This window comes from Clostridium sp. AM27-28, assembly GCF_003480955.1.
In the GTDB taxonomy this organism is placed as follows: domain Bacteria; phylum Bacillota; class Clostridia; order Lachnospirales; family Lachnospiraceae; genus Otoolea; species Otoolea fessa.
On sequence record NZ_QUJT01000011.1, the window covers coordinates 24,325 to 48,446 of the forward strand.

Here is a 24,122-nt window from a genome sequence, read left to right on the forward strand (position 1 = left end):
GAAGTGGTGAAAAGCGATGCTGACGTTTGAGACGGGTCTTGAAGGAAAGGGGAGCGGTTCATGGAGATTCGTATACCCTTTTTGAGATGGATGGAGTCCGCGTCTGCGCGGGCTCTTTTTGATCCATTTGCTCTATAGAAAGACGGGGCTGGAAAAAGTGGTGCCTGTGGATGGAAGATTTTGCAGGACAGGATCGCAGCATGGTTTTTAGCGGAGATATTTGAAATGGTATCTGTTGGAGAGAAAAATTTGGACAGATAAACAGGAAGATATGAGGGAAAAACATGGAGACAGAATCAAGAGTTGCCGTGATCGGTATTGTGGTCGATCAGACGGGAGATACGGAAGAGTTGAATAAGGTGCTGCATCAGTACGGGCAGTATATCGTAGGGCGGATGGGGATTCCTTACCACAAACGGAACGTGAATATTATCAGCGTTGTGATTGACGCGCCGGGTGATGTGATCAGTGCGCTGTCCGGGAAGCTGGGGATGCTGCGGGGGATTTCTTCGAAGGCGCTGTATTCGAAGGCGCCGGAAGCACAGGAATGAAAACGAGGTGACGGAATGGCAGATTTTACACGCGCGGGGCTTCGACCGTCTGACTGGTGGCGGGAGGCGGTCCGTCCAGGCGCTGAACAGATAGAAACGATTACAGAATTAAAGAGATTGATTGACCGTCTGGAAGCGGGGGAGTCCCTGACGGAGGATGAGTGGGTCAGTCTGATCGAGGGACGTTCACCGGAGCTGGCGGACTACCTCTTTGAAAAAGCGCGCTGCATCCGGGAAAGAGAGTACGGAAAAGCGGTGTATGTGCGGGGACTCATTGAGTGCAGCAATTATTGCAAAAACGACTGTCTTTATTGCGGCATCCGAAGGAGCAACCGAAATGCAAGCCGGTACCGCCTGAGTCGGGAGGAGATTCTTTCCTGCTGTGAGAATGGTTATCAGCTGGGATTCCGCACCTTTGTTTTGCAGGGCGGTGAGGATCCGGCGATGACGGACGACTGGGTGATGGAGATGGTGCAGGCGATCCGGGCAGGATTTCCAGATTGTGCGATTACTTTGTCGCTCGGAGAAAAGAAGTATGATACGTTGAAACGCTGGAAAGAGGCAGGGGCGGACCGGTATCTGCTGCGCCATGAGACGGCGGACGCGTGCCATTACGCGAGCCTGCATCCGGCAGAGATGTCATTTGAACACCGGATGCAGTGCCTGCGTGATTTAAAGGCGCTTGGATATCAGACCGGATGCGGTTTTATGGTCGGTTCGCCGCACCAGACGGCGCGCTGTCTGGCGAGAGATATGCGTTTTATCGAAGAACTGGATCCGGAAATGGTGGGAATCGGTCCGTTTATTCCGCAGCATGACACTCCGTTTGGCGGGGAGGCGGCGGGAACGTTGGAAGAGACATTGTTTCTTTTAGGGCTGCTTCGCCTGCTGAAGCCGAAAGTGCTGCTTCCGGCGACGACGGCGCTCGGAACGATTCACCCGATGGGGCGCGAACTGGGGATTCTGGCAGGCGGAAACGTCGTGATGCCGAACCTGTCTCCGGTCGGGGTGCGCGCCAAATATATGCTTTATGACAATAAAATCTGCACGGGAGACGAGGCGGCGGAGTGCGTCAGCTGCATGAAACGGCGCATGGAAAGCATCGGGTACGAGGTAGTCGTCGACCGGGGAGATTATAAGGGGTAAAAGCCTGCGATTTGGTTTGTTGGCATCGAAAGATGCTTACAGATAAATAAACTGACGGGGAAGGAGGCGATTGGCGGCTGGTTATGCTGGCATTTTTGAAATTGAAAATGTCGGAGGAAAACATGGCAGCTATCATCCTGACCTGTAAGAAAAGGAGAAGAGACTATGAGTTACAATTACAACCCATCATCCAAAAAGGCAGAGGAATTTATCAACCATGAGGAAATTTTAGAGACTCTTTCCTATGCCGAGAAGAACAAAAACAATGTGGAACTGATTGACCAGATTCTGGCGAAGGCGCGGCTTCGAAAAGGGCTGAGCCACCGCGAGGCGGCAGTGCTTCTTGACTGCGAGATCCCGGAAAAGGTGGAGGAGATCTTTGAGCTGGCGCGCCAGATCAAGCAGGATTTCTACGGAAACCGGATCGTCATGTTTGCGCCGCTGTATCTGTCGAATTACTGCGTGAATGGCTGCGTGTACTGTCCATACCACATGAAAAACAAGCACATTGCCAGAAAGAAGCTGACGCAGGAGGAAATCCGGCGGGAGGTAATTGCGCTTCAGGATATGGGACATAAACGTCTGGCGCTGGAGACGGGCGAGGATCCGGTTAACAATCCGATTGAATATGTGCTGGACAGTATCAGGACAATTTACAGTATCAAGCATAAAAACGGGGCGATCCGCCGGGTCAATGTCAATATTGCGGCGACGACGGTGGAGAATTACCGGAAGCTGAAAGAGGCGGGAATCGGAACGTACATCCTGTTCCAGGAGACGTACCATAAGGAGAGCTATGAGCGCCTGCACCCGACGGGACCAAAGCACAATTACTGTTATCACACGGAGGCGATGGACCGCGCGATGGAGGGCGGTATCGACGATGTAGGAATCGGCGTTTTATTTGGTCTGGAGTTGTACCGGTATGAATTTGCAGGACTTTTGATGCACGCGGAACATCTGGAGGCAGTTTTTGGTGTTGGTCCGCACACCATCAGTGTGCCGCGCATCCGCCGGGCGGACGATATCGACCCATCGACCTTTGACAACGGCATCAGCGACGATATTTTTGAGAAGATCGTAGCCTGCATCCGGGTGGCAGTTCCGTACACGGGCATGATTATCTCAACAAGAGAGAGCAAAGCCTGTCGGGAGCGGGTGCTGCGGCTGGGCGTATCGCAGATCAGCGGCGGTTCCCGCACCAGTGTCGGCGGATATGCAGAGGAAGAGCCGGAGGAGGAAAATTCGGCGCAGTTCGATGTGAGCGACAACCGGACACTCGACCAGGTGGTCCGCTGGCTGATGGAATTAGGCTATATCCCAAGCTTCTGTACGGCGTGCTACCGGGAAGGACGGACGGGCGACCGCTTTATGAGCCTGTGCAAGAGCGGGCAGATTCAGAACTGTTGTCATCCGAATGCGCTGATGACGCTCAAGGAGTATCTGGAAGATTATGCGGCGCCGGGGACGAAAGAGATTGGAGAGAAGCTGATTCAGGCGGAGATCGGTTCGATTCCGAAAGAAAAAGTGCAGGAGATCGTGAGAAAAAATCTGGTTGAAATTGAAAAGGGGCAGCGGGATTTCAGGTTTTAACTAAATCAGGAGGATCAAAATGGGAATGAATGAGACGCCGTCCGGCGAGCGGGTACATATCGCGTTTTTTGGACGGAGAAATGCGGGAAAATCGAGTCTGGTCAATGCGGTGACCGGGCAGGAGCTGGCGATCGTGTCGGACATCCGGGGGACGACGACCGATCCGGTCTATAAATCGATGGAGCTTCTGCCGCTCGGTCCGGTGGTTATCATCGACACGCCTGGAATCGACGATGAGGGCGAGCTGGGCTTAAAGAGAGTTGGCAAGACTCGTCAAGTCTTAAATAAGGCGGATCTGGCAGTCCTGGTGGTGGATGCGGTGGAAGGAATCAGCAGCTGGGAAGAAGAGATGATCCGGCTGTTTGAGAAGAAGGAAATCCCGTATCTGGTGGTTTACAATAAGATGGATTTGCTGACGGGAAAATCGGAACAGGAATCTGCTGTGAAACATACCGCCTATGTGAGTGCCCGGACGAGAGAAGGAATCCAGCAGTTAAAAGAGCAAATGGCACGCCTTATGTCGCAGGAGACGGATGAAAAACGGCTGGCGGCTGATTTAGTAAAGCCGCTTGATACGGTAATTCTGGTTGTTCCGATTGACAAGGCGGCGCCGAAGGGGCGGCTGATTCTGCCGCAGCAGCAGGTCATCCGGGATCTGCTGGACATCGGTGCGATGCCGTTTGTCTGCCGGGAAAGTGAACTTTCGGAGACGTTTGCAAAATTGAAAGAAAATCCGGCATTGGTAATCACGGACAGCCAGGTATTTCCGCTGGTAGACCGGCTGACGCCGCCGCAGGTGCGTCTGACTTCCTTTTCCATTTTGTTTGCGCGGTATAAGGGGGATCTGAAACAGGCGGCAGAGGGCGCAAAAGCGCTGGAAATGATACAGGACGGAGATCCGATCCTTATTTCCGAGGGCTGTACGCATCATCGCCAGTGCGGTGACATCGGCACGGAGAAGCTGCCGGCTTGGATCCGTCAGTACACGGGAAAAGCGCCGGAGTTTCATTTTACATCGGGGACGGAATTTCCAGAGGATGTGTCCGGCTATAAGCTGATCGTTCATTGCGGCGGCTGTATGCTGAATGCGCGGGAGATGAAGAGCCGTCTTCGCAGCGCTGTCGATCAGGAGATCCCGATGACCAATTATGGGATTTTGATTGCCTATATGAAGGGAATTTTGAAACGGAGCATGGGGGCACTGGAGCCGATCAGGTAGGAAATTTTTAATGGATTTTTGCGCGTGGCTGTGAAGATACTGAACAGTTACGAAACTTAGAAATAAAGGCTGACAAAGCTGCTGGACGATGGGAATGCCTGTCGGACAGCAGCTTTGTTTCATAGGAAATTCCCTATTACACAAAAAGGCACTAACGTGCCAATGATGCGCACTCGTGCGAAGATGTAGGTTGTCGCAAGCGACCGCGCGAGACGCCCGGATGTGCCAAGGCACATTTTTTTTGCTGCCATGAGTCTGGAAAATAGCTGGAGAATATCTGGAAGAATGCGCGATTTTTGGATTTAGCAGATGCTGGAATGTAAACTATATTAATCTGGTATGTTGACATTTAAAAATCAACGGTTTATAATAGCGAAAGTTAGCTAAATGAGAAAAATAGGATATTTTTTAAGTTGGACCGAAGGATAACCAAAAAAAGTGTTTTGATTTTGATAAGGAGTAGAAGATATGAGTTTACAACTGGCAGAAGAGATTATAAAGGGACGCCGTCTGAAACGGGGCGAGGATTTAAGCTTTTTATTGAGTGAGGATCTGGATGAGCTTTGTGCGGGAGCTGATAAAATCCGGAAGGAGCTCTGCGGAAACCATGTGGATCTGTGTTCTATCATTAATGGACGAAGCGGACGCTGCGGCGAGGACTGCAAGTTTTGTGCGCAGTCAGCCTGTCATCATACGAAGGTGGAAGAATATCCATTTCTGGAGCCAGAGGAGATTCTGGAGGACTGCAAGCGTCATGAGGCGAAGAAAGTACATCGTTACTCCATCGTGACGGCGGGACGTGCGCTGACGGGAGCGGAGATGGAGAAGGCGCTTCGGGCATACCGCGCTATGAAGAAGGAATGCAAGGTAGAGCTCTGCGCCTCCCACGGACTTCTGTCACAGGAAGATTTCAACCGTCTGAAAGAGGCGGGCGTGGGACGGTATCATGCCAATATTGAGACTTCCCGGAGAAATTTCCCGAATATCTGTACAACACATACATTTGAGGACAAGCTGGAGGTCATCCGGCGCGCGCAGGCGGCAGGACTTTCCGTCTGTTCCGGCGGCATCATCGGTATGGGAGAAACCTGGGAAGACCGGATCGACATGGCGATCACGCTGAGCGAGCTCGGGATCAAGTCAATTCCGATCAATATCCTGCGTCCGATTCCGGGCACGCCGCTGGAACATCAGGCAGCGCTTTCGGAGGATGAGATCCTGCGGACGATTGCCATTTTCCGTTATATCAATCCGACCGCGATGGTCCGTCTGGCAGCAGGACGAAATTCAATGGAACATTCCGGCGAACAGGCATTCCGTTCCGGCGCAAACGCAGCCATCACCGGAGATATGCTGACAACCTCCGGAAACCGCATCAGCGAGGACCAGGAGATGCTGGCGGCGATGGGATTCACATTATAAAAAAGGAGTATCCATATCATGAGTAAAACACTTTCCGCAGAAGTGGAGCACAAACCTTACTTTACAACCAAACGGATGGCGCTGATTGGTGTGATGACGGCGGTAACCTGTATTCTGGGACCGTTCTCGATTCCGCTTCCATTCAGCCCGGTTCCGATTTCCTTTACAAATCTTGCCATTTATCTGGCAGCATATGTGCTGGGAATGAAAGCCTGCACGGTGAGTTACCTGATTTATATGCTGCTTGGCATGGTGGGCGTTCCGGTATTTTCCGGATTTACGGCAGGAGTCAGTAAGCTGGCAGGACCGACCGGCGGCTATCTCGTCGGATTTATCCTGATGGCGCTGATTGTTGGATTTTTCGTGGATCATTTTCCGGGCAAAGTAGCCCTGCATATCGTTGGCATGGTACTGGGACTGGCGATTTGCTATATTTTCGGAACGGTATGGCTGGCAGGTCAGCTTAACATGACCTTTGTAGCCGGACTGGGTGTGGGCGTTATCCCGTATCTGCCGGGCGATGCAGTCAAAATCATTTTCACAGCTTTGATCGGACCGAAGCTGCGCCGCGAAATTTACCGGTTAGGAGAATAAAAAGCGTCTGGCTGTAAAAATGACTGTTTAGATAAAATGATATTTAAAATGAAGGACAGATGGGTGAAAGTGGAATACATAAAACGCTTTCATCCATCTTTTTTTGCTGAATGAAACGAAGCGGTTGGTTCACATTTTATAGAAACTAAGAAGAAAAGAAAAAATAAAGGCAAAAGAAAACAGAAATAATCACATATATGGAATAAAATACAGAAAAATAAGAAGTGAGTGCGACTAAACTTGAACAATTTCGGGGCGTGTGTTATACTAAAGACAGAAAAAAGAGGGAGATTCCGGAGGAACAGGGAGGAGGCAGTTGTATGGAGAAAAAGATTATCACTATCAGTCGTGAATATGGAAGCGGAGGTCGTCAGATTGGTCTGGCTGCCGCTAAAAAACTGGGAATGGAATTTTATGATAAGGAATTGATCGATGCTGCTGCGAAGGAGATCGGTTTTCCAGCGGAAATTATTGCGGATCGTGAGCAGCGCTTGACAAATAGCCTGCTTTACAATTTCGCGATGGGAACTTTGTATGGACTTTCCTATCCGAAGGAGCCGAAGCTCAGTGAACTGCCATTGACAGAGCAGATCTATGTGGCGCAGAAGAAGGCGATCGAGGAGGCGGCAAAGCGCGGAAGCTGCGTATTCATCGGCAGATGTGCTGATTATATTCTGAAAAGCCGTCCGGATGTACTGCGTGTCTTTGTTTATGCGGATCGTGATATCCGGCTTCGCCGCGCGATTGATGAGTACGGGGATCTGGAAGAGCATATTGATGAATTTATGCACCAGACCGACAAACGCCGCCGGATCTACTATGAAAACTATACGAATCAGCGCTGGGGCGACAGAGAAAACTATGATCTGATGCTGAACAGTGGAGATTTGGGAATTGAGAAGTGCGTGGAGTTGATTTGCCAGGCGGTGAAGTAAAAGAAGAGTGGCATTTATAGTTTCATGCAGTCGATATGAGGATATCTAAGATAACAGATGCAAAGAAGATGATTGAAATTTTTTGTAGTTATGTTATCTATATATAAAGGATCTCACCGATAGACGGTTGGACCCTTAAATGATAAGTTAAAAATAACCGCTCAAGTTTGCAGGACCGGGGCGGTTATTTTTGTGTCTTATTACTAGCTCGACCAACTTTATAGCCGAGACTAAAGCATATAAAGCATTTTGTAAAAGATATACGAGCGCAGGTTACTGGGCACGTATGCGTGCACAATAACTAGCACGGCGGCTCTGGTTTGTCAATGGGGGATTGTCTGGACGAATCCCCCTCACTATGCTATAATAAGGGGCATCAAGTCATTTTGGTTGCTTTATCGTTACTGCTCATGGCAGGTGTTTTGAAAATCGGCACATGGACAGCAACATTTTATGCACGGGAGAATGAGATGAAGGAAAATATGAAAATACGGGGTCAGCTGCGGACGTATCTGCAGTGGCCGATTATACTGTCAGTCTTCCTGTTGGCGGCAAATCTGGCAGTTGGGATTGTGAGCCCGGCTGCCGGTCTTGTGATGTCCGGATTTACGGTTATGTATGTGCTGGTGGCACTCTGGCTGTTCATGTACCGGAGAAAACGTCTGATGGGCGGATTGGTGGAGTTTTCGGCAGAGTATGCGTGGGTGCAGAAACAGCTCCTCTATGAGATGGCGGTGCCGTATGCCATCGCGGACACAGAGGGACATTTCCTCTGGTTGAACCACTCCTTTTCGGAGATCGTCGGGGAAGATAAAAACTGCCGTAAGAATATCGCGGCGGTCTTTCCGGAACTGACGCGGGAATTTTTGGATGAGATGGACGAAAAAACGAGCGTTCATTCTTCGTTTGACGGCAGATTTTACCGGATCGATATCCAGCAGGTGGCGCTGAGCGAGACGGAAGGTATGAAGCTTGGCGCGGTGGACGAGGACAGCGGTGAGATGCTTTTAGTGCTGTATCTCTGCGATGAGACGGAGATTCTGCGCTGCAAGCAGCAGATCAACAACCAGCGTCTGGTGGCGGGACTTATTTATCTCGACAACTACGACGAGGCGCTGGAGAGTGTCGAGGAGGTACGCCGTTCCCTGCTGGTTGCCCTGATTGACCGGAAAATTACGAAGTATTTTATGGCGATGGAAGGTATCGTCAAGAAGCTGGAAAATGACAAGTATCTGTTTGTGATCAAGCAGCAGTACACGAAAGAGATTCAGGAGAGCCGCTTTTCGATCCTGGAGGATGTCAAGACGGTTAATATCGGAAATGATATGGCTGTCACGCTGAGTATCGGTATGGGTATGAACGGCGACAGCTACATCCGCAACTATGAGTATGCGAGAACGGCGATTGATATGGCGCTGGGACGCGGCGGCGATCAGGCGGTCGTCAAGGATGGCACGAAGATCCGCTACTACGGCGGCAAATCGCAGCAGCTGGAAAAAACGACCCGTGTCAAGGCACGTGTCAAAGCGCATGCGATGCGCGAGCTGATGGATACGAAGGATAAGATGCTGATCATGGGACACAAGATCGGCGATACGGATTCCTTTGGCGCGGCGATTGGTATCTGGCGGATTGCGACCTCTTTTAATAAAAAGGCGCGGATCGTCATCAATGGGGTCAATTCTTCCGTGAAACCGATGATGGCGCGGTTTGAAAACAGCTCTGATTACCCGGAGGATCTGTTCTTAACCGGCGAGGAAGCGGCAGAGTGGGCGGATTCCAACACGATGTTAGTTGTGGTTGATGTCAACCGCCCGAGTATCACGGAGGCACCGGAATTGCTCAAGCAGATCAAAACGATCGTGGTGCTTGACCATCACCGCCAGAGCAGCGAGATCATTGATAATGCAGTGTTATCTTATGTCGAGCCGTATGCATCTTCGGCGTGTGAGATGGTAGCCGAGGTATTGCAGTACATCGGCGACGACGGCATCAAGATCAAGCCGGCGGAGGCGGATGCGATGTACGCCGGTATCGTGATTGACACAAACAATTTCATGAACCAGGCAGGTGTCCGCACCTTCGAGGCGGCGGCGTTCCTGCGTAGAAACGGCGCGGATGTCGTGCGAGTGAGAAAGCTGTTCCGCGACCGTCTGGAGGACTATCGGGCGAGAGCTGAGGCGATCCAGAAAGCAGAGATTTATCACGGCGCATTTGCGATTTCTGTGTGTCCGTCCGAAGGACTTGAAAGTCCTACCGTGGTTGGCGCACAGGCGGCAAATGAGCTGCTGGATATTGTAGGCATCAAGGCGTCATTTATCCTGACGCAGATGGGCGACACGATCTATTTCAGCGCGCGTTCGATCGATGAGATCAACGTGCAGATTATCATGGAGCGCTTGGGCGGCGGCGGACACCGCACGATTGCGGGCGCACAGCTTAAGGGTGCGACGATCGATGAAGCCAGAGAGAAATTAAAAGATCTCATTACGGATATGATGGAGAAAGGAGAAATATAACGATGGAAGTTGTATTATTAGAGGATGTAAAGGCACTTGGCAAAAAAGGTCAGATTGTAAAGGTAAGCGACGGCTATGGACGCAACTTTATTCTGACAAAGAAACTGGGAATCGAGGCAACACCGAAGAACTTAAATGATCTGAAGCTGCAGAAGGCAAATGAGGCGAAGATCGCGGCAGAGCACCTGGCAGCAGCGAAGGATCTGGCAAAACATCTGGAGGATAAGTCCATCACCCTGTCCATCAAGGCAGGCGAGGGCGGAAAAGCATTCGGCTCTGTTTCTTCCAAGGAGATTGCAAAGGCGATCAAAGATCAGTTAAATCTGGATATTGACAAGAAGAAACTGGTTCTGCCGGAGCCGATTAAGACCTTTGGCACACACGAAGTTCCGATCAAGCTTCACAAAGAAGTAACCGGAAAACTGGCAGTAAAGGTTGTAGAAGCTTAATATGGAGGACTGAATCATGGATGAAGCCCTGATAAAGCGGGTTCTCCCGCACAGTGTAGAGGCGGAACAGTCAGTCATCGGATCCATGCTTATGGATCGGGAAGCAATTATCGCGGCGTCTGAGATTATCACAGGCGCCGATTTTTACCAGCACCAGTACGGCGTCATGTTTGAGTCGATGGTCGAGCTTTTCAATGAAGGAAAGCCGGTCGATCTGGTGACGCTTCAAAATCGGCTGCGCGAAAAAGATGTTCCGCCGGAGGTCAGCAGCCTGGACTTTGTCCGGGATATCATGACATCTGTGCCGACCTCGGTCAATGTCAAATCGTATGCCAATATCGTGCGGGAAAAGGCAGTCCTGCGCCGTTTGATAAAAGTGAATGAGGAGATTGAAAACCTCTGTTACGGCGGAAGGGACAAGCTGGAGGATATTCTGGCGCACACGGAGAAATCGGTGTTTGACCTGCTCCAGAGCCGCGGAGGCGGAGAGTTTGTGCCGATCCGCCAGGTGGCGTTGAATGTTCTGGAAAAGATTGAGGCGGCGTCGAAGAGCAACAGCACCGTCACGGGTATTCCGACCGGATTTATCGATCTGGATTACCGGACGTCGGGATTCCAGCCGTCCGATTTTATTTTGATTGCGGCGCGTCCTTCGATGGGTAAGACGGCGTTTGTTCTGAATGTCGTCGAGCATGTGGCGGTCAAAAAAGGGCTTCCGTGCATGGTATTCAGCCTGGAAATGTCGAAGGAACAGCTGGTCAACCGTATGCTGTCGATGGAGTCGAATGTCGATTCCCAGAAGCTGCGTACCGGTACGCTGACGGATTCCGACTGGGATGCCGTCGTGGAAGGCATCGGTACGATCGGAAGTTCCAAGCTGATCATCGATGATACGCCGGGTATCTCGATCTCGGAGCTGCGCTCGAAATGCCGCAAGGTGAAGCTGGAGTACGGTTTAAGCCTTGTCATTATCGACTATTTACAGCTGATGAGCGGCAGCGGAAAGAGCGGAGAGAACCGCCAGCAGGAGATTTCGGAGATTTCCCGTTCACTAAAGGCGCTGGCGCGAGAGCTGAATGCGCCGGTTATCTCCCTGTCGCAGCTTTCCCGTGCCTGCGAGACACGTCCGGACCATCGCCCGATGCTTTCGGATCTGCGTGAGTCTGGTGCGATTGAGCAGGATGCCGATGTGGTTATGTTTTTGTACCGTGATGATTATTACAACAAGGATACGGATACGCCGAATATCGCGGAGGTAATCATTGCCAAACAGCGTAATGGTCCGATAGGAACGGTGCAGCTGATGTGGAGACCGGAGCTGACGAAGTTTGCGAATTTGGCGAAATAGGGTCGCTGGGGGACGGGACTGGAGAAAAGGAATGGAAGATGCTTGAATTAATACAGAAATCAGATGTGGCGGATTTAGATACAGTTCGCCATTTTTATCGCGCGCTAGCGGGAACGGAGTTCTGCGCGTGGACGGATGCCTATCCGGGGGAGCCGGAGCTGCAGTCGGATGTTTCAAGAAATTCGCTGTTCTGCATCCGGGATGATGCGTCAGGAGAGATCGCGGGGATGGTTTCGATCGATGATGATCCGGAGGTGGAATCGATTCCGTGCTGGTCGGAAGAGCTGCAGCCGTCGGCAGAAATTTCCAGACTGGGTGTGGCGGAGAAGTACCAGAACCGAGGCATCGCACGCGAGCTTCTGGCAGGCGCGATGGAGGAACTTAGAAGACGCGGCTGCAAGAGTGCCCATATGCTGGTGGCGAAGGATAATGTGAAAGCGCTGCGGTCATACGCGAAGCTGGCCTTTGAGAAGGTCGGTGAGTATGTGCTGCAGGGGCATGATTACTGGTGCTTTGAGAAGAAGCTGTAGAATGGAGAGGGGAAATTTAATCCCCTCTTTTTATTTATGTCATTCATTCGCCTTCTACCGTCAGCGAGCTGGCATTTAGCTACGATATGGTAATCGTTCCGATCGATGGTGAAGGAGTTCCGGAACTTGTTTTTTATGTAAATGCTATTCATATTTAGTTTGAACCCCGCATATAGTAGTAGTAAGGTACCGGGGAGGACAAGCAGAATGAATAAGAACAAGCATTACCTGATTTCGGATGCTTCCAGACAGGTGCAGGTGGAGGCTCACGTGCTCCGGTACTGGGAGGACGAGCTGGGGCTTCCGATTCCGAGAAATGAACTGGGGCATCGGTACTATACGGAGTTTCATATCCAGCTGTTCCGTCAGATCAAGCAGTTGAAGGAACAGGGGTACCAGTTGAAAGCCATACGGGGAATCCTCGGAAAAGTGGAAGAAAATCAGAAAACAGAACCGGAAGCGCTTTTGGAAGCGCAGGCACAGGCGGTTTTCCGGGAAACGGGAACAGGAGAGCGTAACATGAGCAGGCAGGAAAATATGGAAATGAAAAAAAATACAGAGGTAGAAAACAAGGAAACAGAACTGCCGCAGGCAGAGGTTTCCCAGCCTCTGGCGGGGGAGAAAATGCGCCAGTTTCAGGAGATCATGAACCAGGTCATCGGGCGCGCGATCGAGGAAAACAGTGAAAAACTGAGCCAGGATGTTAGCTATCTGGTGCATGATAAATTGATGAAGGAGCTGGAATACCTGATGCGGGTCTCTGATGAGCGGGAGGAAGAGCGCTTCAAGCGCCTCGACGAGGTCATCCGCGCGTATCAGCGGGAAAACCAGGGGCGAGCGGAAGCAGCAGCGGCTGCGCCAGGGCGGTTTCCATTTTTCCGGTCCCGTGTAAAGAAAAAGAAATTTGGACGGAATGGGAATAAGATGTGATAAGTTCTGCAAAAGGGCATAAAAAAACCTGTCGGAAACGACAGGCTTTTTTATGTAGATATTTCGTTTTTGTTTGTGTTTAATTAGCCCTGCTCGATAGCGCCGGTCGGACATACGCCTGCACATGTACCGCAGTCGATGCAGCTGTTAGCGTCGATATCGTATTTGCCATCTCCCTGAGAGATTGCTCCAACTGGACATTCGCCAGCACAGGAACCACAACTTACACAAGAATCAGTAATTACAAATGCCATGATAAAATCCTCCTTTTATATTTATGCGTTTGGCTATATTCTATACTAAAAATGCGAAATATTCAAGGAGAAATTGATGGTTTTCATGTTCTAAAATAAAAGCAATGGAAAAAACCGATTTTTCTGGAAGTCAGTATTCCTACAGGGTCGAGAGCGTTGAGAGCGCGTGCTCCCGGACGATCGTCTCATAATGCTCCTCATAGTATGCCTCAAATGCATTCGGGGCAGCGGCAGTCTTTAATGGTTCGCTGTACTCGGACAGGAGATTGCACAGGCGGTTGAATGCGTCGGTGCTGTCGGCTGTCTGGCGGACAACAAGGTAGTAACGACCATCGGACGGGTGTTTATAAAGCGTGTTCGGTGTTTCGCAGACTGGAGCTGCGATGCGCGCTGCCCGGCAGACCTCGTCGAGGGAGCCGAAAGTAAAAATACGCGCTGCCGGCAGTTTGGAACCTGGCTCTGCATTTTCAGTGGAAGGCGCGTCCGAACCGGTCAGCGGGCTTGCGGCGGTATTTTTGCCATTGTCAGTAAATAGGCTTAAAAGCCCGTCCGCGCCCTCTAAAAGCTCGTTGGCAAGCGCTGTCAGAGGCTCGTCCTCGTTTCCCGGGGAAAAGCGTGAAAAGCGGGTGTCCAGCTCTTCCGGGTCCTCGATCTTGGTAATGATCAGCATGATGCTCTCACTGGAGAGCGGAATTGCTTCCACCATCAGAGGAATATCGTCCGCCTCGAAGCCGACTTCATTCGATGCCTTCTGGATCATTTCATGGAACAGTTTTTTCGCCTTTTCCGTGCCATAGGCGAGTTCGCCCAGATTTAAGTTGCGGGCGCTCAGATCGCTGCTTGTCAGGGTGCAGCGGATCTGGTTTTCGTTGATGCGTTCTATTTTCATGGATTTTCACTTCCTTGTCTTTTGGGTGGTTAAGATACCGAATGCTTCGTGCTTCGCACTTCCGCAATTTTGCAAGACATTCGTAAGCCGCTCATTTTTCTGCGGAAAAAGGCTGCTTACTCATGTTTTGGACTTTGGAACCTTGGTATTCATCATACTATATAATATAATCACTTGGCAATTTGAATATGAAAAAAAAGCATAAAATCTTTCTAAAAACGGTTGCGGGAACCGAGGGGATCGTATACAATGAATCTTGAGAGGTGGTATAGACCGAAAGGAGGCGCGGTACGGAAGCAGCCGTTCTATTTGGAAAATACCAGCTGGAACGTGTGATCGGACGCGGTCGGAGCGGAACTGTTTTTTTAGCCAGGCATCTGGGGCTTGATGAAGAGAGAGCGATTAAGCGTGTCAGGCGGACAGAGAGCGGTTTCATTCAGGAAGCAGCGCTTTTGAAGCGGCTGCGCCATCCGGGAATCCCGATCATCTACGATCTGGAAATTGACGAAAATTATTATTATCTCATCGAGGAATATCTGTGCGGTGAGTCGTTGTATGCCCGAATTGAGAGAACGGGCAGTCTGCAAACGGGAGAGCTTATCCGTCTGGGAATTGAGCTTTGCCGGATCATGAATTATCTGCATTCATTCAAACCAAATCCAATCTTATATTTAGATCTCCACCCCGGGAATCTTCTAATCTGCCGGGAACAATTAAAATTGATTGATTTTGATCAGGCGGCATTGGCGTCTTTGAGCCAGGAACGATCTGTCTGCTATGGAACAAAAGGCTTTGCAGCCCCCGAACAGTACGAGGGAGGGACTCTGGATGAGAGGACCGACATCTATGCCATTGGCGCCCTCCTGTACTATATGGGGACAGGGCATGCCCCAGAGGGGGAGATAAAAGCAGGACAGGGAAGCTGTCGGGGAGATCTGTACATTCTTATGGGGCGATGTCTCAGAATAGAGAAAAAAGAGCGCTGCCAGAGTGTCCGTGAAGTGTTAGAGGCATTGGAAAAACTGGAGGCGCGCATATTTGCAGAACGTCATATACCACTTCTCAGGATTGCCGCAGCAGGCAGCCGGAGCGGAATCGGGGTTACACATACCGCACTTGGCGCGGTCCGATATCTGCGGCAGAAAGGAGTTTCCTGCCTTTACAGGGAGCAGAATGACACGGGGGCAGTCCGCAGGCTGGCATCCTGGTATGGGCTGGCACCGGATGAACATGGAATTTATTACATGGACGGTCTGGCGTTGAAACCCAGATACAGCGATGTGGTGCAGCTGGAACAGCCAGTGTTTGAAGTGATTTTAGATGACTGCGGAACCGAGCTCCAGACGGTTCTGGAGGGGGAGTATGATTTGATTCTTTTCGTCTGTGGATTGCAGCCGTGGGAGAAAGAAGATTCTCTGCGGGCGATCCGGTTTCTGGGAGCAGAAGAGGGACTCCAGATTTTATTAAATCACAGAAAATGCGGGCGGGATTATCTTCCGGAGGAGGTCCGGCATCTTAGGTATCTGCGGCTTCCGTTTTTAACCCCGCCGTTCGATGCAGGCGGAAGGCGGGGGCAGGAAAATGAGGCAGCGGAGGAGACAGAATTTTTTGAAAGGATTTTCCGGGAGGCAGCTCTCAAAAAAGGACGGGGGACCAGGCAGGCAGCAAAAGAAGGGGGACTCTGGCGGAACATCCGGCGAAGGTGGGAGCGCTTTATGGGTGGATTCCCGTGGCAGTGGAAATAGGAGGAAATACAGATTAAAATCGGAAAACGGGGCGAAAGCTCAAAAGTGGGGCGAAAATTCAGGCAAAAACCAGTGCCAGACACAAAGCAGGTCGGGACAGAACGCTTGGAATGTATCGGGATAGCCGGGAGCGGACCATCGGTTGGGGTGACACACTTTTCGCTTATGACGGCAGCATATCTGTCCGGGGTTCTGTGCCGGCGAACGGCGGTTCTGGAACAAAATGAGAGCGGCTCATTTGCACAGCTTGAAAAGATATTCCGGACGGGAAAAAGAAGGGAAAAACCGGTTATAGACGGGGCAGGACAGCCGTTTGAAATTAGGGGAATTTTTTTCTATCAAAAGGCTGAACGTGCAGAATGGTACGATTGTTCGGAAAGGGGGATGGAGGCGATGGTGATCGACTTCGGAGCCTTGACACAGAAGAATCAGGATGCCTTTTTTCGATGCAGCCGCTGTTTTCTGGTCGGTTCGGTCAGCGGATGGCAGCTGGCAGATTTTGCGGCATTGGCAGCAGAAAAGCAAAAATGGAAAAAATGGTGTGAGTATTTCGTCTCATTTGGAGAAGAGGAAGCTGTAAAAATGGCAGAGCAATATCTGGATATCCGGATCCGGCGAATCCCACTGCAGAAGAACGCATTGATGGTTACGGGAGAGTCCATGACTTTTTTTGGAAAATTCCTACGATAAGCGAGGCAGACCTGGGGTTATAAATTACCGATTATCTCCGAAAGGTCAAAAGTTAGAAGGGGCTGTTTTCGCGGAATGGAGAAGGTGTGGAATGGTAGTGAGAAAAAGTAAAAAAGAAGAGGCAGAGAGGAGGCGTAGGGAACAGCAGAGAATATTTGTCGAGGGATTACAGCGATATAAAAGCAAAGGAATCCAGATTTTAATTGATGGGAGGGAGTGCAGGCCAGAAGAATACAGGAAGCTGTGTGAGTTCCGGGAGGACGGCTCGTTTTATATGGCTGATTACGTCGGAGCGGAGACAGGAGTGCTGACAGAGATACATTTTGACCGGGTTTACAACCGGTGATAAGAGAGGTGCCGTTTTGTCCGTATCTGGACAGTCCGCCGGATTTTTCTTTCGGAGAAAATGGTGAGAACTGTTTAGATGGTGCTATTACAGTTACTGGGCACGTATGCGTAAACAGTAACCTATTACAGGGAAAATGAAAGAGGAGTTAAGAAAAAAGTCAACATTCCATGGAGCTGGTGTGATATAATAAGGGCACTTAGCGAGGTATTTTCGAGCTTAGTGCTTATGGTATTACCTTAACATACACCGGAGGAAAACATGGAAAGAGGAAGATCAAGGAAAGCACGTTCGGGCTGTCTGGGACGGATTTTCGGGTTTGTGCTGTTTTTAATCGTGGCAGCCGTTGGTGTGATTGCAGCGGTCAAATATATGCCAAGCCGGGAGAGGGCGGATCTGGATGCTCTGTACGCGGCGGGCGGCAGCGACCGGGTGGCGCTGTATCTGAACTATGAACGTCAGGAGGAGAGCGGGGTCTACGTGGACGGGCAGACGTATCTGCCGGCTACGTGGGTAGATGCGAACTTAAATGAACGTTTTTACTGGGATGCCAATGAGGAAATACTGGTGTACGCCCTGCCGGAGGAGATCGTGAAAAGCGACGAGACGACAGTGGATGAGGACGGAAAAAAGATCCTTTACCGGGATGGCGATGCAGTTTATCTTTCACTGGCTCTGATTCAGAAATACACCGATGTGCGTCTGCAGGCGTATGATGGTGAGGCACAGAAGCGGGTTTTCGTGGAAAATAACTGGGATCCGGTCACGGTGGCAGATGCGGCGTGGAGCGCCAAGATCCGCTTAAGAGGCGGCTTGAAAAGCCCGATTGTGACTGAGATAAAGCGCGGCGGGACAGTGACGGTGCTGGAACAGTATGACAACTGGGCGAGAGTCATGACACCGGACGGTCATATCGGATATATGCACAAGTGGAAGATGAAAAATCTGCATGAGGAGACGTTAAAGAGTGATTTTACTGCTCCGGTCTACCAGAATATTTCACTGGATCAGAAGATTGTGATGGTCTGGCATCAGGTAACGATCGCGGCGGCAAACCAGGCGATGGATTCTCTGATTGCAAAGACGAAAGGTGTCAATGTCATCGCGCCGACGTGGTTTACGCTTAGCAGCAACAGCGGCGCGTATGAATCTCTGGCAGATAAGTCCTATGTGGATCGGGCGCATGAAAAAGGTCTGCAGGTCTGGGCGGTACTCGACAATTTCAGCCGCGAATGCAGCAAGAACGTGCAGGCGGAGGTGCTTCTTTCCAGGACGTCTGTGCGCGAAAAACTGATTGAAAATATGATGACAGAGGCGGACCGTTATGGATTTGACGGTATCAATCTGGATTTTGAGAGTTTGAAGACGGCGGCGGGTGTCCATTACATTGAGTTTATCCGCGAGCTGTCGGTTTCCTGCCGTAAGAAAGGGCTGGTGCTGTCGGTCGATAACTATGTTCCGGCGGTATATAACCGTTTCTACAACCAGAAAGAGCAGGGCAACGTCGCAGATTATGTGATTATCATGGGTTATGATGAGCACTATGCAGGCGGCGAAGCCGGTTCTGTTTCTTCGATCGGATATGTCGAAAACGGCATCAAAGATATGCTTTCCCTGGTTCCGAAGGAAAAGGTAATCAACGCAGTCCCGTTCTACACAAGGCTCTGGACGGGAAGCGGCGACAATGCGTCCTCCCGTGCGATGGGAATCTCCGAGGCGACAAAATGGGTGTCGGAGAGCGGCATGGATCTGACCTGGGATGATTCGGCTGGTCAGTATTACGGCAGGCTGGACAGCCAGAACGGCGAACAGCAGCTCTGGATGGAGGAGACAAGGTCTCTGGGACTCAAGATGGATTTAATCAAGAAATACGACCTGGCAGGCGTAGCCGGATGGCGGCTGGGGCTGGAAACCAGCGACGTCTGGGATGTGATTGGCTGGGAGTAGAGACAATTTAATTAAGATTCAATGATTCAAAGTAGGGTGGAAGTCTCATGCGGGAGCGTGGGGCTTCTGCTTTTTTATGTAATAGGAAATTCCTTGGGATCCCCTATTACACAAAAAGGCACTAACGTGCCAATGATGCGCACTCGCGCGAAGATGTAGTTTGTCGCAAGCGACCGCGCTCGGCGCGAGAATGTGCCAAGGCACATTCTTCTTTATAAAAAAGAGCGTCTTGGACAAAAAACCTCCGGGCGGAAAGATTGATTCATCCGCCTGGAGGTTATTAAAACATCAAAAATATTGTTTTGTCTGGGAGAAATGTGATTATTCTGCCTCTTTTGCCTGATCGATCAGGTTGGTGTAGAAAGCAAGAAAACTGTCATCACCTTCAGCGATCATAGCTTCCGGATGGAACTGTAAGCCCATCACGTAGTCTTTATCTTCTCTGACGATTGCTTCGATGATTCCATCTGGAGCAGTAGCAACGACTTTCAGGTTGTCACCTAACTGATCGACTGCCTGATGATGCCAGGAGTTTACAGTGTAGGTGCCTTCTCCGCCAAATGCGGCAGCAACGATGTTATCTTTGTCTACGGTAATCTCATGTTTTGCGAATACCTTACGGTCCGGATCGCGATGTTCGATATCGGACGGATTCTGAGTCGGAAGATCCTGATATAAGGTACCGCCGCTTAATACGTTTAAGAACTGCATGCCACGGCAGGTGCAGAGCATCGGGATATCCTCATCGAGAGCTGCCTTGATTAAAAGAGAATCAGAAGTATCTCTGACTTCGTTTACAGTCTCTAATTTTTCGTTTGGCTCTTCGCCGTAGTAGCTCGGATCAATATCTTCGCCGCCGGTCATAACCAGAGCATCGATTTCTGCCAGAGCATTTTTCGCGTCATCCTCGGTTTTGATCTGAGGAAGATAAATTGCTTCGCCGCCAGCTTTGGTAACGGCATCTATATATAACTGTGCATCTTCGTCGATTTCGTCTGCATTCCATGAAACGCCGACTTTGACTTTCTCTTCTTCGTCATTCGCCGCTTCTTCGGCAGTCTCTGCTTCGCCTTCTGTCTCGGTTACTTCGGCTTCAGCCGCTGTTGTATCGGCTGCCGGTTCAGACTTTGTTCCACAAGCTGTTAAAGAAAAAGCCAGGGATAAAGAAAGAAGCACTGCACTGGTCATCATTTTAATTTTTCTCATTCGAATTTCCTCCCTAATACAAATTGTCCTCCCAAACATGGCTGGATCCTAACATAAAACAGTCAGAAAAATACAAAAAGATACATAAAATTACAAAATAAAATAAAATAACTTTTAATACTACCTAAAAGATATAATATAATTTTGTAGACATACGAAAAATGAGCGAAAATAAGAAGGGTAAATGGAAGCGAAGAATTGAGTAGGGAGGAGTAAGGGGAAAAGCCCTGATAACAGAAAGTTATACCTTCATTCCCTTTCTTAATTGGATTTCCCCGCAGGCAGGCGTTACAATAAGGACGGAAAAAACAGACGGGCAGCCGGGTCAAGGCTGCGGGGCTGATAGAGATGGCGGAGTGCAGGAAAGACTCCGAGAGAACATGGCAAACAAATGGAGGAAATCAAAACATGGGGAAATCACTTACCAGAAAGATTATTGAGTCACACTTCGTATCGGGCGATATGACGCCGGGCGAAGAAATTTTTATCAAGGTGGATCAGACATTGACACACGATATCAATGCCGTTATGACTTATCTGGCATTCGAGGCGATTGGGCTGGACCGTGTCCGCACGGAGTGCAGCGTCAGCTATCTCGATCACAATTTATTATATGTAGATAATAAGACGCCGGACGACCACATTTATTTGCAGTCCGCAGCAAAGAAATTCGGCGTGTATGTGTCCAGACCGGGCAACGGCATCTGCCATACCGTTCATGTATCCCGTTTTGGTGTGCCAGGCAAGGTATCGATGGGCGGAGACAGTCACACACCGCATGGCGGCGCGATCGGTATGCTGTGTATCGGTGTCGGCGGCATGGATGTAGCAACGGCGATGACGGGTGTTCCGATGCGTCTGACGATGCCGAGAGTCGTCCGTGTCAACCTGACCGGTAAATTAAGACCGGGCTGCAACTCGAAGGAAGTTATCCTGGAAATGCTTCGCCGCGTGACCATCAAGGGCGGTCTGGGAAATGTATATGAGTACGTGGGACCGGCAGTTGCCGAGATGGAGATTCCGGCACGTGCGACTATCGCAAACATGGGTGCGGAAATGGGCGCGACCACTTCCATTTTCCCGGCAGATGCACAGGTAAAGAGATTTCTGGCTGCACAGGGACGTCCGGAAGCATACACAGAGCTTCTTCCGGATGAGGACGCCGAGTACGACGAGACGATCGATATCAATTTAAGCGAGTTAGAGCCGTTGATCGCATGTCCGCACCAGCCGGACAATGTTATGCCGCTGCATCAGGCGGAAAAGAAGAGAGTACAGCAGGTATTTATCGGAAGCTGTACCAATGCAAGCTATGCCGATATTGCAAAAGCAGCACTTGTATTTAAGGGACATCATGTGAATGAGGATGTAAGCTGTACCTGTGCGGTTTCTTCCAAGCAGGTGTACCGTCAGCTGATGCGCGATGGATATGTGGAGATGCTTCTGGATGCAGGTGTCCGTCTTCTGGAGATTGCCTGTGGTCCGTGCTGCGCAATCGGTCAGACTCCGGCGACCGACGGTGTGGCAGTCCGCACCTCCAACCGTAATTTCAAGGGACGTGCCGGGAATCCGACTGCCAAGATCTATCTGGTAAGCCCGGAGAGTGCTGCAGCGACAGCGATTATGGGGACCTTCGCAACGGCAGAAGATATTATGGGCGAAAATGTGAAGATCCTGGATTCAATTCACGAGCCGGATCAGTACGATATTGATGATTCGATGATTCTTCCGCCGCTGTCTCCGGAGGAAGCTGCGAAGGTGGAGATTGTCCGCGGACCGAACATCAAGTTTCTTCCGGTTCCGGAGCCGCCGCAGGAGACACTGGATGCTCCTATCAGCTTAAAAGCCCGTGATAATGTATCCACCGATGATATTACACCGGCAAGTGCTGAGTTCAGCAGTATGCGTTCCAATATTCCGCTGATGTCCCAGTATTGCTATCATCGATATGATCCGGAATTTGCAGCTCGCGCAAAAGAAATGGGACAGAGCGTTATCATCGGCGGTGAAAACTATGGACAGGGTTCCTCCCGTGAGCATGCGGCTATTAATCCCATGTATCTGGGTGTAAAAGCGGTCATTGCCAAGAGTATTGCCCGTATCCATAAGGGAAACCTGGTAAATCATGGCGTAATTCCAATGTTGTTTGAGGATGGAGCTGATTATGACCTCCTGGAGCAGACAGATGAGCTTCATATCGATAACCTGCGGGAGCAGATTGCAGCACGCCGTGTACAGATTACCGATAAGACAAAAGGATTCTCCTTCTGGGCTAAATTAGAATTGACGGATAAAGAAATCGAAGTTGTCTTAAATGGCGGACAGCTGAGGACACTGAAAAAACAGCTGGAAGCAGAGAAAGAAGCGTAGTCATTTATTAATTATGCCTCCATTATATTTTTATATACAATAACTACTTATTCACCAACTTATTTATTTTGGGAAAAGGCGCCTGTGCGGATGTGCAGGCGCTTTTTCGTGCGACTTGACGGAAGAAAGACATTTGTAGTAATCTTGTGGTAGAATAAGAGTGAAGATTGTGAAAGAAATTGAGAAAAAGACATTGTTTGGAGCGCTTTTTGCGGTGATAGTCAAGGCGTTAAGTGTCCTTACGGAGAATATCGAGGTATTCGGTATAAGAATATATCTTCGCCTTTCCAGATTTGTCTGTTTGCTTCAAGATTCCATCATTGACCAAAATGGAGACTACCTTTGACACAGTATTATAGGACATGTCAAGAGCTGTAGAGGTTTTCTGAATATCAATAATAGGATTTGATTCCAAATAGGCAAACACTTTAAGAACGCTGGTACGCTGTCTCTTTGTGAGAGCATCAAATAATTTTGTGCTTTTATCGTGTAATGCAGTAAGATAATCAATTGTATGAATCGCATCTTCTGCGGAATCTGCAAAAGCCTGAAGGAAAAAAGAAATCCATTGCTCATAATCACCAGTACGTCGCACCTGAGTCATACGGTCATAGTACTCAATACGGTTCATCTTGAGGTAATAAGAAATATAGAGTGCGGGAGTAGACAGAATGCCTTTTTCCATTAGGAAGAGCGTAATGAGAAGTCGTCCAACACGTCCATTACCATCAAGGAAAGGGTGAGTGGTTTCAAATTGATAGTGGATTAATGCGGCTTGAATCAAAGGGTCAAGAGTATCATCACTATTGATATATTTTTCAAGGTCGGACATGGCTGTTAGCATATCTTCAGGATTTGGCGGAATATATCGAGCGTTTTTGAGAGTACTTCCCTGACCGCCAATCCAGTTTTGTGAATACCGGAATTCGCCAGGATTCTTTTCCTGTCCTCGCGCGCTTTCCAGAAGAACTGCATGAGTTTCTTTAATTAGACGATTGCACAGAGGTAGTGTTTTCAGCCGCTCAAGCGCAAACTCAGTCGCACGGATATAGTTAACAACATCGGAAACATCTCGATTGGTGTTGTCTTCAATCAGAGGATTCAAGATATCCTCAAGGGTGCACTGTGTACCTTCAATCTGTGAGGAAAGAAGGGCTTCTTTACGGACATACATGGAAACAAAAAGTCCCATGTTTGGTATACGGGAGGAAAGCCCTTCAAGTGTTGCTATTTTCTTGTTTGCATCAATAAGTTTCGTGAGAAGCTCACCAGATACCTCAATAGGAGGATTTGGTGGAAGCGGAGCTGGCCGAAAGGATTCATACGCCATTTCGCCTGACAGATTACTCACGAGTGTTCCTGCTCGGTTTGTCATAATTGTTTTTTTCCTCCGAAAAATGGAAATTGAAATTTTTGAGGCTATTTTAGCATAGAAATTT

General features: G+C 49.7%; 21 protein-coding genes. 17 read left to right on the plus strand and 4 right to left on the minus strand.

Going from position 1 to position 24,122, the window contains the following annotated elements; genetic code table 11:
- Positions 1–284: 284 nt before the first annotated feature.
- The 12 genes from DW720_RS12080 to DW720_RS12135 all read left to right on the plus strand — a co-directional run bounded on the left by DW720_RS12080 (position 285) and on the right by DW720_RS12135 (position 13,236).
- Positions 285–551 (plus strand): TM1266 family iron-only hydrogenase system putative regulator, encoded by a 267-nt coding sequence (locus DW720_RS12080; RefSeq protein ID WP_022358889.1) that lies wholly within the window; start codon positions 285–287, stop codon positions 549–551.
- A 90-nt stretch (positions 552–641) separates the two neighbouring features.
- Positions 642–1,697 carry a [FeFe] hydrogenase H-cluster radical SAM maturase HydE gene (gene hydE / locus DW720_RS12085; RefSeq protein ID WP_243017809.1) on the plus strand — a complete coding sequence of 352 codons (1,056 nt, stop codon included), beginning with the start codon at positions 642–644 and terminating at the stop codon, positions 1,695–1,697.
- 165 nt (positions 1,698–1,862) lie between these two features.
- Complete coding sequence (hydG, locus tag DW720_RS12090; RefSeq protein WP_118749699.1) at positions 1,863–3,290, plus strand: [FeFe] hydrogenase H-cluster radical SAM maturase HydG; 1,428 nt, start codon at positions 1,863–1,865, stop codon at positions 3,288–3,290.
- Positions 3,291–3,309: 19 nt separating this feature from the next.
- Positions 3,310–4,509, plus strand: coding sequence for a [FeFe] hydrogenase H-cluster maturation GTPase HydF (gene hydF / locus DW720_RS12095; protein ID WP_118673461.1), 1,200 nt, complete (start codon positions 3,310–3,312; stop codon positions 4,507–4,509).
- Between the two features lie 468 nt (positions 4,510–4,977).
- The gene (bioB, locus tag DW720_RS12100; protein WP_117796745.1) at positions 4,978–5,931 is read left to right on the plus strand and encodes a biotin synthase BioB; all 954 of its coding nucleotides are present in this window, start codon (positions 4,978–4,980) and stop codon (positions 5,929–5,931) included.
- Positions 5,932–5,949: 18 nt separating this feature from the next.
- The gene (locus DW720_RS12105) at positions 5,950–6,525 is read left to right on the plus strand and encodes a biotin transporter BioY (protein WP_118749700.1); all 576 of its coding nucleotides are present in this window, start codon (positions 5,950–5,952) and stop codon (positions 6,523–6,525) included.
- Positions 6,526–6,845: 320 nt separating this feature from the next.
- Complete coding sequence (locus DW720_RS12110; RefSeq protein WP_118749701.1) at positions 6,846–7,460, plus strand: cytidylate kinase-like family protein; 615 nt, start codon at positions 6,846–6,848, stop codon at positions 7,458–7,460.
- Between the two features lie 470 nt (positions 7,461–7,930).
- Entirely contained in the window at positions 7,931–9,979 is a 2,049-nt protein-coding gene (locus DW720_RS12115) for a DHH family phosphoesterase (RefSeq protein ID WP_117796762.1), read from the plus strand.
- A 2-nt stretch (positions 9,980–9,981) separates the two neighbouring features.
- Complete coding sequence (gene rplI, locus DW720_RS12120; RefSeq protein WP_022358874.1) at positions 9,982–10,428, plus strand: 50S ribosomal protein L9; 447 nt, start codon at positions 9,982–9,984, stop codon at positions 10,426–10,428.
- Between the two features lie 16 nt (positions 10,429–10,444).
- A complete protein-coding gene (gene dnaB / locus DW720_RS12125) occupies positions 10,445–11,776 on the plus strand; it encodes a replicative DNA helicase (RefSeq protein ID WP_022358873.1) in 1,332 nt (443 codons plus the stop codon).
- Between the two features lie 38 nt (positions 11,777–11,814).
- Positions 11,815–12,306 carry a GNAT family N-acetyltransferase gene (locus tag DW720_RS12130; RefSeq protein ID WP_118629546.1) on the plus strand — a complete coding sequence of 164 codons (492 nt, stop codon included), beginning with the start codon at positions 11,815–11,817 and terminating at the stop codon, positions 12,304–12,306.
- 207 nt (positions 12,307–12,513) lie between these two features.
- The gene (locus tag DW720_RS12135; RefSeq protein WP_107001810.1) at positions 12,514–13,236 is read left to right on the plus strand and encodes a helix-turn-helix domain-containing protein; all 723 of its coding nucleotides are present in this window, start codon (positions 12,514–12,516) and stop codon (positions 13,234–13,236) included.
- A gap of 83 nt (positions 13,237–13,319) precedes the next feature.
- On the opposite strand, the gene DW720_RS12140 is transcribed toward DW720_RS12135, so the two are convergent.
- Positions 13,320–13,490, minus strand: coding sequence for a 4Fe-4S binding protein (locus tag DW720_RS12140; protein ID WP_107001811.1), 171 nt, complete (start codon positions 13,488–13,490; stop codon positions 13,320–13,322).
- 139 nt (positions 13,491–13,629) lie between these two features.
- The gene (locus DW720_RS12145) at positions 13,630–14,379 is read right to left on the minus strand and encodes an adaptor protein MecA (RefSeq protein WP_107001812.1); all 750 of its coding nucleotides are present in this window, start codon (positions 14,377–14,379) and stop codon (positions 13,630–13,632) included.
- A gap of 323 nt (positions 14,380–14,702) precedes the next feature.
- Here DW720_RS12145 and DW720_RS12150 point away from each other — a divergent pair, with 323 nt between their 5' ends.
- The 4 genes from DW720_RS12150 (at position 14,703) to DW720_RS12165 (ending at position 19,107) form a co-directional block, all read left to right on the plus strand.
- Positions 14,703–16,124 carry a serine/threonine-protein kinase gene (locus tag DW720_RS12150; protein ID WP_118472514.1) on the plus strand — a complete coding sequence of 474 codons (1,422 nt, stop codon included), beginning with the start codon at positions 14,703–14,705 and terminating at the stop codon, positions 16,122–16,124.
- 72 nt (positions 16,125–16,196) lie between these two features.
- On the plus strand, positions 16,197–16,814 hold the full coding sequence (locus tag DW720_RS12155) for a hypothetical protein (protein WP_146143932.1): 618 nt from the start codon (positions 16,197–16,199) through the stop codon (positions 16,812–16,814).
- Between the two features lie 91 nt (positions 16,815–16,905).
- Entirely contained in the window at positions 16,906–17,160 is a 255-nt protein-coding gene (locus DW720_RS12160; protein WP_022358865.1) for a hypothetical protein, read from the plus strand.
- Positions 17,161–17,421: 261 nt separating this feature from the next.
- Positions 17,422–19,107 carry a glycosyl hydrolase family 18 protein gene (locus tag DW720_RS12165; RefSeq protein WP_107001815.1) on the plus strand — a complete coding sequence of 562 codons (1,686 nt, stop codon included), beginning with the start codon at positions 17,422–17,424 and terminating at the stop codon, positions 19,105–19,107.
- Positions 19,108–19,428: 321 nt separating this feature from the next.
- Here DW720_RS12165 and DW720_RS12170 read toward each other — a convergent pair whose 3' ends face one another.
- Entirely contained in the window at positions 19,429–20,313 is an 885-nt protein-coding gene (locus DW720_RS12170; protein WP_181357266.1) for a gamma-glutamyl-gamma-aminobutyrate hydrolase family protein, read from the minus strand.
- 408 nt (positions 20,314–20,721) lie between these two features.
- Here DW720_RS12170 and DW720_RS12175 point away from each other — a divergent pair, with 408 nt between their 5' ends.
- The gene (locus DW720_RS12175) at positions 20,722–22,683 is read left to right on the plus strand and encodes an aconitate hydratase (RefSeq protein WP_118743205.1); all 1,962 of its coding nucleotides are present in this window, start codon (positions 20,722–20,724) and stop codon (positions 22,681–22,683) included.
- Between the two features lie 229 nt (positions 22,684–22,912).
- Here the strand turns inward: DW720_RS12175 and DW720_RS12180 are convergent, their stop codons facing one another.
- Positions 22,913–24,058: a Fic family protein gene (locus DW720_RS12180; protein ID WP_107001818.1), complete on the minus strand. Its 1,146-nt coding sequence runs from the start codon at positions 24,056–24,058 to the stop codon at positions 22,913–22,915.
- Positions 24,059–24,122 lie beyond the last annotated feature (64 nt).

Excerpts from the sequence above, each read along its gene's own strand:
- DW720_RS12080 (WP_022358889.1), top strand. The coding sequence starts at position 285 with ATGGAGACAGAATCAAGAGTTGCCGTGATCGGTATTGTGGTCGATCAG.
- hydG (WP_118749699.1), top strand. The coding sequence starts at position 1,863 with ATGAGTTACAATTACAACCCATCATCCAAAAAGGCAGAGGAATTTATC.
- hydF (WP_118673461.1), top strand. The coding sequence starts at position 3,310 with ATGGGAATGAATGAGACGCCGTCCGGCGAGCGGGTACATATCGCGTTT.
- bioB (WP_117796745.1), top strand. The coding sequence starts at position 4,978 with ATGAGTTTACAACTGGCAGAAGAGATTATAAAGGGACGCCGTCTGAAA.
- DW720_RS12105 (WP_118749700.1), top strand. The coding sequence starts at position 5,950 with ATGAGTAAAACACTTTCCGCAGAAGTGGAGCACAAACCTTACTTTACA.
- DW720_RS12110 (WP_118749701.1), top strand. The coding sequence starts at position 6,846 with ATGGAGAAAAAGATTATCACTATCAGTCGTGAATATGGAAGCGGAGGT.
- DW720_RS12115 (WP_117796762.1), top strand. The coding sequence starts at position 7,931 with ATGAAGGAAAATATGAAAATACGGGGTCAGCTGCGGACGTATCTGCAG.
- rplI (WP_022358874.1), top strand. The coding sequence starts at position 9,982 with ATGGAAGTTGTATTATTAGAGGATGTAAAGGCACTTGGCAAAAAAGGT.
- dnaB (WP_022358873.1), top strand. The coding sequence starts at position 10,445 with ATGGATGAAGCCCTGATAAAGCGGGTTCTCCCGCACAGTGTAGAGGCG.
- DW720_RS12130 (WP_118629546.1), top strand. The coding sequence starts at position 11,815 with ATGCTTGAATTAATACAGAAATCAGATGTGGCGGATTTAGATACAGTT.
- DW720_RS12135 (WP_107001810.1), top strand. The coding sequence starts at position 12,514 with ATGAATAAGAACAAGCATTACCTGATTTCGGATGCTTCCAGACAGGTG.
- DW720_RS12140 (WP_107001811.1), bottom strand. The coding sequence starts at position 13,490 with ATGGCATTTGTAATTACTGATTCTTGTGTAAGTTGTGGTTCCTGTGCT.
- DW720_RS12145 (WP_107001812.1), bottom strand. The coding sequence starts at position 14,379 with ATGAAAATAGAACGCATCAACGAAAACCAGATCCGCTGCACCCTGACA.
- DW720_RS12160 (WP_022358865.1), top strand. The coding sequence starts at position 16,906 with ATGGTAGTGAGAAAAAGTAAAAAAGAAGAGGCAGAGAGGAGGCGTAGG.
- DW720_RS12165 (WP_107001815.1), top strand. The coding sequence starts at position 17,422 with ATGGAAAGAGGAAGATCAAGGAAAGCACGTTCGGGCTGTCTGGGACGG.
- DW720_RS12170 (WP_181357266.1), bottom strand. The coding sequence starts at position 20,313 with ATGAGAAAAATTAAAATGATGACCAGTGCAGTGCTTCTTTCTTTATCC.
- DW720_RS12175 (WP_118743205.1), top strand. The coding sequence starts at position 20,722 with ATGGGGAAATCACTTACCAGAAAGATTATTGAGTCACACTTCGTATCG.
- DW720_RS12180 (WP_107001818.1), bottom strand. The coding sequence starts at position 24,058 with ATGACAAACCGAGCAGGAACACTCGTGAGTAATCTGTCAGGCGAAATG.